The following is a 12,520-nucleotide window of genomic DNA, read 5'->3' as shown; positions in this document are numbered from 1 at the left end:
AACAATAGATGCTGAAATAAATTCAGCAGGACGCAAGTTTTTTAGATGCTTGCGTAAATTGAATTTATAGTACGATCGTTCACCATGGATTTATAATACGCTTATAACAGTCGACGCTAGTTTTAACCACCTCAACTCGAAGGATCAACGCAAAAAAAATGGCCCCGATTTTCATCGCGACCATTCTTAACTATTTTAATTTTAGTAATTATGCTGGTTCTGCAACCCTTGCAACGTTACGGTATGGAAATTCATTAAAAATATGCCTGCGGGCGAAACGACCAGGAGAATCCGCATTCACCAATTTCACATAAATTGCTTTAGGCACATCGAAATATTCGTAAGCACTCCCATCAAAAAACTGGATGTTTAAAACCTGTTGTTTGTATTCGAAATCCTGAATATTTGATAATGTTGTGGTTTGTGTATACGTTTCAATATTCTGCTCGCGTGTTTCTGGCGCAATACTTACCAGGAAATGGTAAGCTTCGATAATTTCTTTACTTCTTGCTTCTGCATCTAATTTCTCTTCTTCCTGCTGAAATTTATCAGGGTGACAATCTTTCATCAATGTACGGTACACCGATTTAAGCTCTTTTAACTCAGCATTTTTGTCTACGCTCAAAAGCTTTCTGTAATCAACTATTTTCTTCATGGGAACTAACCTCTTTTATAATTTTGTTGAAACGTTTTTCAATCACTAAAGCGTTTCAAGCCGCAAAGATACGATTTATAATCATTTGATTTTGAGAAAGTTTACTTTTTTCAAATATTGCCGATAGTAATGGTAAATTGTGCATTTAGAAGTATTTTAATACCCATTCAATACCCCAAAACTAAAAAAGTTTTGCTGCGTAAAAACGGCAAAACTTTGAATGAGTTAAATAAATAACTTGTAGTTAATATTTGGGCTGTAACGAATTCTCAATCACTTCCTTGTAATAATCTATATATATAGGCAAGATCTTTTTCAGATCGAAATCCTGAGCCCTTTTAAAAGCATTTTCTTTAAAACGGTTTAATGTTTCATCATCTTTCAAAATTTCGATTGCATGAGCTGCCATTGCATCAACATCGCCAACATTGCTCATATAACCACAAAATCCATCAACATTAAGCTCTGGCAAGCCACCAGCATTTGTAGTAATTGCAGGTACTTTACAAGCCATTGCTTCTAAAGCAGCCAAACCAAAACTTTCAGATTCTGAAGGCATCAGAAAAAGATCCGAAACCGATAAAATTTCTTCTACCGCATCTTGTTTCCCTAAAAACCTTACACTTTCGCAAATATTTAACGATCTGCAAAGTTGTTCATCATAAGCACGCTCAGGTCCATCGCCAACCATTAACAGCTTCGAAGGAATAACCGCCTGCACCTTTTCGAAAATCCGGATAACGTCTGAAGTGCGTTTCACTTTCCTGAAGTTGCTGGTATGAATTAAAATCCGTTCGTTATTTGGGGCAATTGCTTTTTTGAAATGGTCTTTAGCCTGTAAACTGAATCGCGAAAAATCGATAAAATTCGGAATTACCTTAATTTCTTTAGTTATTTCAAAGTGGTTGTAGGTATCTTCTTTTAAATCTTCCGAAACTGTAGTTACACCATCACTCTGGTTGATTGAAAAAGTAACCACCGGTTTATATGTTGGATCTTTACCTACCAAAGTAATATCTGTACCGTGCAAAGTAGTTACCACTGGTATATGAATACCATAACTCGCTAAAATCTGTTTCGCCATGAAAGCAGCAGAAGCATGTGGAATAGCATAATGAACATGCAATACATCCAATTGTTCGAAACGGACAACATCTACCAGTTTACTCGCCAATGCGGATTCGTATGGCGCATAATCAAAAAGTGGATAGTCCCTAACCGATACCTCATGATAAAACAGATTGGCAGAGAAGAAATCGAGCCTGGCCGGCTGACTATATGTGATAAAGTGAACTTGATGACCCTCGTTAGCAAGCGCCTTACCAAGTTCTGTTGCAACTACTCCACTACCGCCAAAAGTGGGGTAGCAAACAATTCCTATCTTCATTGTATGTGTATTGTTGTTACCGCAAATGTACCCGATTTTAATGTATAATGCGTGTCGGTCTATTGCAATAAAAAAGACGAGAAATTGAGTAGAGATTTTCTCAAGAAAAAAGAAAAAAACTTAGAAGATTAGGATTTCAGATTTCTCATTTCCTCCTTAATTACCAAGAAGAGTTCATTTGGGCGCTGCGTGCCGATAAAATATTCTAATCCATCACGATCGGTTAGCACAACCGCATCTTTACCTGATGAATAAAAACGGATTGTTCCTTTTGTGTGGAGGTTATATACCGGATTATTGAAAAAATAACGGCTGTAAGTAGCTTTACGCACATCAACAATGCTATTTAAATCTATTTTAACCCGTTTTGTTGTCCAAAGGCCATCCAAAATCATACTGCCATTATCTACCACAATTTTGTATTGGATCAAAAACAGCAAAAGCATGGAAACACCTATAATTCCAAATCCTACAACAAGGAACAAATCTTGGGTATTGTCGCGATCGCGCTCATAAACATATGCTGCAAAACAGAATGCAGCCATAATAAGCCTAATGAAAATGCGAACATAATCACGGCCGATGTACTGTTTTTCGATATAGGCGTATCTGCTTTCCACTTATTTAATTTTGAGTTCGAATATAGCAACTTTTTTTGTTGTGCCCGTTAATTTATATCGGTTATCCTGTCGCATGCCAGCAATCCAAACAATTTCACCATTTCCGTTCACCAATATTGGAGTAGTGTTTTTTAAATGAATGGGAACCTTTTCATCGATAAAGTAATCACTTACTTTTTTAGGGCTGCGCATGCCCAACGGAATAAATTTATCTCCATTTTGCCAATTTCTCAGCACCAACGGAAAAATCAGTTTATCTGCATTTACAAAAGCGTTATTTTCATTAATTTCAAATTTAATGTCATCGGTAAATTTCAATGAGATTTCCTCACTGGCAAAAGCAATACTTTTGGTTGTTGGGTGAATAAATTGATTGGATACCACAACAGTATCTTTTTCAACAATTACCAAATCACCCCTATTGATAATGGCCTGATGAGTTGCGCTATAAAAATGTGTTCCGCTCAGTGCCTTTAAACTATCTAAAATTTCCTGAACTAAATTTTCGCCAAAACCAAAAGGTTTAAGCAATTCATATAGCAGTAATTTTTGTGGGTTTAGTTTAGCAATCTCATCCAAAGGAATATAAATTCCATCATTTTTCTTATTTAAAATCTTATTTTCAAGTTTGTTGACCTGTAGATTTAAAAAAGTTTCTAATTCTGCAAATCTTGCTATATTCTCGGCAAAGGTTTTTTCCAGGTTTGGATTAATCTCTTGCAGGTGAGGAACAACTTGTAACCTGATTTTATTCCGGGTATAATTTGTACTTGCGTTCGAGCTGTCTTCTACGAAATTAATATTGTTAGCAATTACAATATCGTCAATTTGCTGGCGGTTTAAGAAGAGTATCGGCCTGATTAGCCTTTCGCGTTTGGGCAAAATACCATGTAAACCACTTATTCCGGTGCCGCGGGTTAAATTAATAAGCACGGTTTCAACAGCATCGTTCTGGTGTTGGGCCAATGCAATGTAATCGTATCTTTCTTTAATCCGTATTTCTTCAAACCAGTTGTAACGGAGATCGCGGGCTGCCATCTGAGTAGAAATTTTATTTTCTGTGGCATATTTTTTGGTATCAAAATGCGTTACATAAAAAGGTAACTCTAAATTTTTAGCCAGAAGCGCAACAAAACTTTCATCACGTTGTGCCTCATCGGCTCTTAAATTAAAATTACAATGTGCAACACCAACATCAACGCCTATTGCTTTAAACAAGTGCAACATTAATACCGAATCTTTGCCTCCGCTTAAGGCCAAAAGAATCCTGTTACCCCGAACAAATAGCTGTTGCTGTTCAATAAAATCCTGAAATTGCTTAAGAGGTAACATCAATCAAAAATATTTAATTTTAACTGGTATTCCGAACGTTCGGAACAAAAAACTAACTTTGTAGTGTGCAAAAACTATTTGTCTTTTTATTTCTTCTAATCAGTCCAGTATTTTTATTCGGTCAGCAACCTGCTTCGAAGATTAAAATCGTTTCATTTGCAAAGATAACCGGAGATACCAAGAAAAAAATAAGTTACCTCCGTAATCCTGTTTTCCAGCAGGATAATGCAACATTAACCTGTGATAGTGCCGTTTTTTACAGCGAGCGAAATTATTTTGAGGCTTTTAAAAATGTGCACATCAACCAGCTTACTACCGATATTTATTCTGATCAATTGGAATACGATGGAAATAAAAAACATGCCCATTTGACCGGTAATGTAAAAATGATCGATCCCACATCGATCTTAACCACCAATATTTTAGATTATAATACACTCAGTAAAATTGGCACATATACCAGTGGCGGTAAAATTGTTAATAAGGAAGTAACACTCACCAGTAAAAACGGCTATTATTTTAGCAATTCGAACGATGCCTATTTTAGATATGATGTAGTGGTAGTTACGCCGCAATCGGTTATCAAATCGGATACGATGAGTTATAATACGCAAAGCAAGTGGACCTTTTTCTATGGCCCGACCAACATCAAAGGAAAAGACGATAACCTGTATACTGAAAACGGCCAATATAATACACTGAGCGAGGATGCCTTTTTCGGAAAAAAAAATTTATACACACAGGGTACCAGATCGTTAAAAGGAGATAGTTTATATTATTACGGCAAAAAGGGAATTGGCAAAGCTGTAAAGAATATTGTTTTTTCTGATACAAAAGATAAAATGAAAATGTTTGGCGATTTGGGTTATTATTATAAACTGGATCAGCGGACATTGGTTACCCGAAATGCCTACTTGGGGATAGGTACCGAAGATTCTATCATGGTGAAGAACAAAAAAAGGCCTGATAGTTTATGGATGGGTGCGGATACCTTGGAAACTCAAATGGTATTGCAAAAGACGTTAAAACTGATTCCTAAAATTTCGATTAAAGCCGACAATCAGGTTGGTGAAGATGATGAAGACACTGGAGAAAAGAAAGCAAAAGGTGAGGCAAAATATAAACCTGAGGCTGAATCTAGTCAAAAAGAAGATAAAAATAAGCGTAAAAACAGTAGAGCAGATAAAAAGAAAAAGAATAAAGACGACGAAAAAGATGATCCGCTTAACCTGAAAGATAAAAATATCGACAGTTTAAAATCAAAAATAGATTCGCTCGGAAAAGGATTGCCGAAAATTGCGCTGGATAGCCTACAAAAAAACAATGTTTTAAAAAACAAGGCAGATTCTATTGTTAAAAACTTACCGAAACTAAAAACAGATAGCCTGCAGAAAAAATTAACGGATAAAATTGGTCCGGCTATAAAAGATATTTCAAAAGCAAAGGTAGATAGTTTACAGAAGAAACTGACTGATAAAGCTACACCAATCGTTAAAGATTTATCGAAAACAAAAATTGATAGTCTGCAGAAAAAGGCAATTAAAACTGGTGTTAAAGATAGTTTGACAAAAGTTATAGCGAATTTGAAAACAGGCAAGCCAAACGATACTGCAAAATTTAATCCGGCAGATACTGTTCAAACCCGTATTATTAAGGCTTATCATGGTGTTAAAATTTTTAAAACTAACATACAAGCTAAAACTGATAGCCTTTTTTATACCAGTGCCGATTCTACTTTGCGCTGCTATAGTAACCCAATTATATGGTCGGAAGGCTCGCAACAGGTGGGTGATACCATTTTTGTTCAGTTTAAGAACAAAAAGCTGAATAATTTACAAGCATTCAGAAATGCATTTTTAGTGAATACGCCAAAAGATTCATTAAGGTTTAACCAGATAAAAGGCAGGTTAATGACTGGTTTCTTTTATAATGGAAAACTTAAAAATCTATATGTTGATGGCAATGCTGAAAGTATATACTATACACAGGATGATAGCACGAAAGTGTATAAAGAGATGAACCAAACGCTGAGCAGCAGGATAAAATTCATTTTCAAGGACAAAGAAAATGCAATTGAAGACATTGTTTACATAAAAGGTGTAGAGGGAGCTTTAAATCCAGAAAATACCATTGCAAAAGACCATGTTTTAAAAGGATTTTCATGGAAACCAACAGAGCGGCCAAAATCCAAAAAGGACGCGGTTGGCTCATCAGGAAAGGCTAAGCCCAAAGGAAAGACTAAAACCGTTGCAGGTAAGTCTCCAGTAGCTACAAAGGCGACAAAGCCAGCCAAAACTGTACCAACTACGATTGTTAAACCAAAAATTACCACAGGAAAAGACAGTTTAAATCTGGATAAAAAACTGCCTCAAACCAAACCGGCAGACACCAGTAATTTTGGTATCAAACCTATTTTGCCAAAAAGGGATTCTACGCTAACAAAAAAAGATTCAATACAGTTAAAAAAGGTAGCGGGCAAGATGTAGTTTTTTGCTATTCATTAAATTAATGGTTAAATTTATTTATGGATTTACAATCAGAAAAACTAAGTGTACTTCAACAGATTATTAATTCTGATGATGAAAGTTTAATCAGGGATATTAAATCATTAATTACTGCAAGGGATATTGATTGGTTTGATGAACTGAACGATAGTCAGAAAAATGATATTTTTGAAGGAATAAGCCAATTAGATCGTGGCGAAAGTTTTAGCCATGAAGAGGCGAAAAAAAGGTTTAGTATTTAATGACTATTATTTGGTCTGAAAAAGCAGGCGAAACCTTTCAAAAAAATATTGATTATTTAAAGGAAAACTGGACTGAAGTTGAAGTAAAAAAATTCATCATCAGGGTATTTACATATCTTGAAACGCTATCTGAAGAACCACTAATTTCTAGAAAAACCTATAAGACAAAAAATACGCACATAGGTTTTATCATCCCTCACATATCAGTTGTTTACCGAATTAAACCCAAAAAAGATATCTTAGAGATTGTAACCTTTATAGACAATCGACAAAGTGGCAAAAGGAAGAAAAGATTCTTATAACTCCCCCTTCAAAAACTCCATCATCTTTCCAAGTGCAATCGCCCTATGGCTGATTTTATTTTTTTCCGCCAGATCCATTTCGGCAAAAGTTAATTCATAACCATCTGGCTGGAAAATCGGATCATATCCAAAGCCGTTAAAACCAGATAGCGTTGTCCGGATTGTGCCTTCAATTGTGCCTTCAAAAATATGATTTTCACCATTTTGCATTAAAGAAATTACGGTTTTAAACCGTGCTCTTCTATTTGCAATGCCTTCAAGTTTTTTTAAAACCAGCTGAATATTTTCCATATTATCACGGCTTCCTGAATACCTGGCAGAGTAAACCCCGGGCTCATTATTTAATGCCTCAATTTCTAAACCACTATCATCAGCAAAACAATCCAGGTTAAAATGCGCTACTACATAACTGCTTTTTAGGCTTGCGTTTCCTTCAAAAGTATCAGCCGTTTCAGGAATATCAACTAGGCACCCAATATCTTCTAAATTCAGAATTTCATACTTACCTTCAAGTGCAGCACGTATTTCTTCAGTTTTATGTTGGTTATTTGTAGCAAAAACAAGTTTTTTCATTGAAAATATTGGGCGTTTTTAAATTGGAATGTTTAGAAATTTTTAAGGTTGCTACAAAAGTATTAATGTTCCCCCATTATTTACCATTATACAGGCTTATCTGATTTTCTGAAGATGCCCCCACAGCAATTTTTTTGCGGTTATATCACTTTCAAGATGATGAAGATTAGGGGCGAAAATTATTCTGGTGCTTTCGTGAACGATAATTTCATTTTGCCAGCTAAGGTTTAATTTAAGTTCGGCAACTTCCACACCAAAAGATAACATAATAAGGGGTTTAAAAAACTTGTGCAACGTTTGATAATCAGTTCCGGTGTAATTTGCATAGTTTAAAATGGCAAAGTCTGGCGTACCCAAATCTACTGCTTTGACTATTTTCCTCAGCAGTTCCCTCCCCTGTTCGCTACTAACATCGTTCTGATTGTCGTTCACTAAAATCAATACCGATTTTTTATTTCCGCCTAAAAATTTAAACGTTTTTTCGGTAAGCGGTTCTGCCACAATCTGCGGAATTTCAAGTTCTTGCATATTAACTTTCGGTATATTTGTAGCATTAATCTGAGGAATTTGCGCTATTTCCGGTTTTAAAACAGATTCTTTTACTTCGGTAACTGAAACATTTTCGGCAGCAAAAACTGGCTCAGGATTACCTAAAGGCAGAATTTCTACGCTTTCATCCTTAACTAAAAAAACCTCTTCAGTAAAAAATAAGCGTAAAGCATTCGCATTGTTGGTAACCTGGTTTTCCATTCGTATTTTTGTTGAATAATAATATCTGTTAAAATTAGTTAAATATCTTATAATAGCGCCGCTAATTGTTACTTTTATCCCTTAAAATTTATAGAGTGCTCTGCGTGAGGAAAGCTTATTGCCTATTTATTTTCAGCTTTATTTATAGCATTTCGTTTGCACAAAACGTTGCTGTGGTAAACGGTAAATCGATAAGTGCCAAGGAGTTTATGTGGGCCTACAAAAAAAGCCATAATGGCAACATTAGTGCGGCTTATGATACCTTACAAACGTATTTAAACTTGTATATAAATTTTAAACTTAAAGTTTTGGATGCCCGTGATATGGGTTTGGATAAAAATGCCAGTTATCAGGAAGAAATTAAGACTTATGAGGACGCATTAACCACGCATAAGAAAGTTGGGGTAAGTAATAAAGACCGCGATTTTTTATTAAGCGAATATCGCGAGGGCGTTTTAATGTTCAATGTTTCGGAACAAAAAATTTGGAATAAGGCTCAGGAAGATGAACAGGCGATACTTGATTTTTACACTAAAAACCAACAAAATTACAATAAACCTTTAAGTGAAGTTAGAGGAGAGGTGATTGCCGATTACCAGCTAAGCTTAGAAGATAAATGGCTTAAAAGCCTTAAACAAAAATATCAGGTCAAGATTAACGAAAATGAGCTTAAAAAGCTCGCCAAATTATAACCGATCTGATTTTAAAACGATTAGTATTAAATTTGCAAAATATAATAAATAGAATGAAGAAAGTTTTTTTAGTAGCAACCGCTTTAATTTGCCTGTTCTTAAACAGTTTCGCGCAAAAGCATACCGTTGATAAAGTTGCTGCTGTTGTAGGAAACAATATTATCCTGCTATCAGATTTAAACCAACAATACACACAATATCTTTACCAGGGAAACCAACCAAATAATGATATTAAATGCAAAATTTTACAACAAACCTTAACCCAAAAACTACTTAAACAACAAGCTGAAATCGATTCGGTAATGGTTGAAGATGGTGCAGTTGATGATGAGGTTAACAAACGCATGCGTTACAGTATGCAACGTGCCGGTGGACAGGAGCGTTTAGAGCAATTTTTAAACAAATCGGTTCTTCAGTATAAAGATGAGATCAGACCATCCGTAAAAGATGAGTTGATTGCGCAGAAAATGCAGCAAAAAATCACAGAAAACATCAATGTTACCCCAATGGAGGTTGAAAAATATTTCAAAACGCTGGGAGATAGCATTCCTGAATTTAATACAGAGGTAGAAGTTGGTGAGGTGGTTTTGAATCCTCAGTTAACAAGAGCAGAAAAACAAAAATTCCGCGATAAAATTGAAGCCCTTCGCTTAAGGGTTAAAAGTGGCGAAGATATGGGTGTTCTGGCTAAAACCTATTCTGAAGATCCAGGTTCTGCCGCCGATGGTGGTGATTATGGTTTTATCGACAGAAATACCATGGTTAAAGAATTTACAGCATGGGCTTTTAAATTAAAGGCCGGAGAAATTTCACCAGTGTTTGAAACTGATTATGGCTTCCACTTTTTGCAGGTGTTAGAGCGTAGAGGTGAACAAGTACACGTTAGGCATATTTTAATCATGCCTAAAACCACGCCAGAAAGTTTAACCCGTTTAAAACTGCATGCAGATAGTATTTACAACAATATTATTGGCAAGAAATTGAGCTTTGCAGCAGCAGCAAATCTTTATTCTGACAATAAAGAAAGTAAATATAATGGCGGTATGATGCTTAATGCGGAAAATGTACAGGCTAGAAGTACTTTTATCCCGGTTGATAAATTAGATCCAACAATATTTTTGGTAATTGACACAATGAAAATCGGTGGCATTTCTAAGCCAGATTTATTTACCGCAGCAGATGGAAAACAAGGCTACCGTATTTTATACTTAAAATCTAAAATACCTCCTCACAAAGCAAATCTTGCGCAAGATTTTCCAAAAATCAGAGATGCCGCACAAAGTGATAAAATTAATCGTACTTTAAGCGAATGGTTTGAAAAACGTCGCGAAAGTACTTACATTAAAATTGACGACGAATTTAATACCTGTGATGAATTAAAAATTTGGACTAAAACCACAGCCGCAAAATAACACCAATGCAGTATAAGAACGAAGTAGAAGCTGTTGATGCACTTCATCAATCTTTCAACAATATTAAAGCCGAAATAAGCAAGGTAGTAGTTGGACAGGATGACATCATAAAATCTGTTTTAATCGCCATTTTTAGCAACGGACACTGTTTGTTAGTTGGCGTACCGGGATTAGCCAAAACTTTACTTGTACAAACTGTAGCTTCTGTTTTAGATCTTGATTTCAATCGAATTCAGTTTACACCGGATTTAATGCCAAGCGACATTATTGGCGCAGAGATTTTAGGAGAAGACAGGCACTTTAAGTTTATAAAAGGGCCTGTTTTTTCTAATATTATCCTCGCTGATGAGATAAACCGTACCCCTCCAAAAACACAGGCCGCCTTGTTAGAAGCCATGCAGGAGAAATCGGTTACCGCAGCTGGGCAAACACATATTTTACCGAAACCTTTTTTCGTTTTGGCCACACAAAACCCAATTGAGCAGGAAGGAACTTATCCCCTACCCGAAGCGCAACTAGATCGTTTCATGTTCAATATTCATTTAAACTATCCTGCTTTTGCTGATGAATTGAATATTGTTAAAAACACCACCAGTAATAAAACCATCCAACTGCAAAAAATTATTCATGCAGACGATATTCAATATTTTCAGAAACTAATCCGCGATATTCCCATTACAGATAATGTTTTGGAATATGCTGTAAAATTAGCTTCCAAAACCCGCCCGAACAGCGAATTTGCTACAGATGCGGTTAATAAATATATCAGCTGGGGTGCTGGCCCTCGTGCCTCTCAGTTTTTAGTGCTGGGTGCAAAATGCCATGCCGCAGTAACTGGAAAATATTCTCCCGACATCGAAGATGTTAAAGCCGTTGCTGAACCTATTTTGCGCCACCGTATTGTGCGCAATTATCGCGCTGAAGCCGAAGGTTTGTCAATCGAAAAAATAATTAAAGACTTGTTGTAATCAGCGAAATTTATAATTCTTGCACTAAAGGATTATAAATCAACATTACAGTAGTTAGCGGTTCCAAATGGTGACCAACTAAATTATTATATTTGTTTAAGATGGATACCAACAACCTCACCGGTGCAATAGCCGCACTAATGGACGAATATAAAAAGGCAGTTGATGAATTGATAATAGTTATCAGACCAATCAACCCGCAGCAACTGCTTAAAATCATTGAGCCAGTTAGTTCAAATACAGATTGTATTTCCATCCAAACCATTTTAACGCATGTAGCGGCTTCAATGTTCAGTTACGCAATATATATCGAAAACTCAGTCGGATTGCAGACCATTAGAACAGAACGGCAAGAATTTGATGAGGTACTACCCTATATTTCCCTTATCCAGGAAGCACTTAACTATAATGAGGACTTTTTCAACCGAAATCCTAATATTATAATGGAAGAGCTAAATCCAGCCAGGAAAATAAATACACGATGGGGACAGCAGTATGACGTAGAACAAATGCTTGAGCATGCCATTGTTCATATTTTACGGCACAGGCGGCAAATTAGGAATGCTTTAGCTCAATTTAATTCATAAAACGAATTATTAACAGCACAAGTATTAAAATTACATCTCTTGTCTTTTAATTACTTGCGCTACCTAAAATACAATTGGTCAAATTACGCTTATTTTAATTTTGTTAGTATCTTTACGACTTAATTACAAAGCATAAATCTTTAAATCAAAAATATTCGATATGTCAGCTCACGATTCACACGCACCGGTTCATCAAACTAAAGGCATTTGGGCATTACCATTAACGGCTTGGATTATTGTTTTAATCCTTCTTGTAGCTTTTACAAGACCAATTTTCCACCATGAAGAAGAAACTTCTTCTCACGAGAAAACTGAGTTAAACCATACAGAAGCTCCTGAATCACACCACTAGGCATAGCTCAAGAGAAAAATAAAAAAAGCGCTGAAACCAGCGCTTTTTTTATTCTTATATCCTTTGTTTACTCGTTATTACCTAACAACAGTTTATGCTCCATTGAAAACATTATCATGAGCTTATAAACTACGATTTACTTCA

Annotated in this window: 14 protein-coding genes; 8 read left to right on the top strand and 6 right to left on the bottom strand. The window is 35.7% G+C overall.

The features are described 5' to 3' along the window. Positions 1-208 precede the first annotated feature (208 nt). The 4 genes from ACZZZW_RS05460 to tilS form a co-directional block, all read right to left on the bottom strand. On the bottom strand, positions 209-655 hold the full coding sequence (locus tag ACZZZW_RS05460; RefSeq protein ID WP_029279950.1) for a KTSC domain-containing protein: 447 nt from the start codon (positions 653-655) through the stop codon (positions 209-211). A gap of 244 nt (positions 656-899) precedes the next feature. Continuing rightward, complete coding sequence (gene bshA / locus ACZZZW_RS05455; RefSeq protein ID WP_055908118.1) at positions 900-2,042, bottom strand: N-acetyl-alpha-D-glucosaminyl L-malate synthase BshA; 1,143 nt, start codon at positions 2,040-2,042, stop codon at positions 900-902. A 128-nt stretch (positions 2,043-2,170) separates the two neighbouring features. Beyond that, positions 2,171-2,662, bottom strand: coding sequence for a hypothetical protein (locus tag ACZZZW_RS05450; protein ID WP_463492504.1), 492 nt, complete (start codon positions 2,660-2,662; stop codon positions 2,171-2,173). Next, a complete protein-coding gene (gene tilS / locus ACZZZW_RS05445; RefSeq protein ID WP_463492503.1) occupies positions 2,663-3,994 on the bottom strand; it encodes a tRNA lysidine(34) synthetase TilS in 1,332 nt (443 codons plus the stop codon). A gap of 65 nt (positions 3,995-4,059) precedes the next feature. Here tilS and ACZZZW_RS05440 point away from each other — a divergent pair, with 65 nt between their 5' ends. The 3 genes from ACZZZW_RS05440 to ACZZZW_RS05430 are packed head-to-tail and all read left to right on the top strand — an operon-like array spanning position 4,060 to position 7,042. Next, positions 4,060-6,480, top strand: coding sequence for an OstA-like protein (locus ACZZZW_RS05440; RefSeq protein ID WP_463492502.1), 2,421 nt, complete (start codon positions 4,060-4,062; stop codon positions 6,478-6,480). A gap of 38 nt (positions 6,481-6,518) precedes the next feature. Next, positions 6,519-6,740, top strand: a complete 222-nt coding sequence (locus ACZZZW_RS05435; protein WP_463492501.1) for a hypothetical protein — start codon at positions 6,519-6,521, stop codon at positions 6,738-6,740. After that, positions 6,740-7,042 carry a type II toxin-antitoxin system RelE/ParE family toxin gene (locus ACZZZW_RS05430; RefSeq protein WP_463492500.1) on the top strand — a complete coding sequence of 101 codons (303 nt, stop codon included), beginning with the start codon at positions 6,740-6,742 and terminating at the stop codon, positions 7,040-7,042. The genes ACZZZW_RS05435 and ACZZZW_RS05430 overlap by 1 nt, the downstream gene beginning before the upstream one ends. On the opposite strand, the gene rdgB is transcribed toward ACZZZW_RS05430, so the two are convergent. Further along, positions 7,037-7,615: an RdgB/HAM1 family non-canonical purine NTP pyrophosphatase gene (gene rdgB, locus ACZZZW_RS05425; protein WP_463492499.1), complete on the bottom strand. Its 579-nt coding sequence runs from the start codon at positions 7,613-7,615 to the stop codon at positions 7,037-7,039. The two genes, ACZZZW_RS05430 and rdgB, sit on opposite strands and share 6 nt — an antisense overlap. Positions 7,616-7,711: 96 nt before the next feature. Further along, positions 7,712-8,365, bottom strand: a complete 654-nt coding sequence (locus ACZZZW_RS05420; RefSeq protein WP_463492498.1) for a hypothetical protein — start codon at positions 8,363-8,365, stop codon at positions 7,712-7,714. Between the two features lie 104 nt (positions 8,366-8,469). Between ACZZZW_RS05420 and ACZZZW_RS05415 the strand changes: the two genes are divergently transcribed. The 5 genes from ACZZZW_RS05415 to ACZZZW_RS05395 all read left to right on the top strand — a co-directional run bounded on the left by ACZZZW_RS05415 (position 8,470) and on the right by ACZZZW_RS05395 (position 12,376). Further along, a complete protein-coding gene (locus tag ACZZZW_RS05415; protein ID WP_463492497.1) occupies positions 8,470-9,057 on the top strand; it encodes a hypothetical protein in 588 nt (195 codons plus the stop codon). 53 nt (positions 9,058-9,110) lie between these two features. Beyond that, on the top strand, positions 9,111-10,469 hold the full coding sequence (locus ACZZZW_RS05410) for a peptidylprolyl isomerase (protein ID WP_055908141.1): 1,359 nt from the start codon (positions 9,111-9,113) through the stop codon (positions 10,467-10,469). A 5-nt stretch (positions 10,470-10,474) separates the two neighbouring features. Continuing rightward, positions 10,475-11,437, top strand: coding sequence for an AAA family ATPase (locus ACZZZW_RS05405; protein WP_463492496.1), 963 nt, complete (start codon positions 10,475-10,477; stop codon positions 11,435-11,437). Between the two features lie 101 nt (positions 11,438-11,538). Beyond that, entirely contained in the window at positions 11,539-12,024 is a 486-nt protein-coding gene (locus tag ACZZZW_RS05400) for a DinB family protein (protein ID WP_463492495.1), read from the top strand. 160 nt (positions 12,025-12,184) lie between these two features. Next, positions 12,185-12,376, top strand: coding sequence for a hypothetical protein (locus ACZZZW_RS05395; RefSeq protein ID WP_463492493.1), 192 nt, complete (start codon positions 12,185-12,187; stop codon positions 12,374-12,376). Positions 12,377-12,520 lie beyond the last annotated feature (144 nt).

The sequence above is a fragment of the Pedobacter sp. AC379 genome (assembly GCF_979258145.1).
Note: the sequence above shows the minus strand (reverse complement) of the source record. Positions and strands in the feature narration are given on the sequence as shown.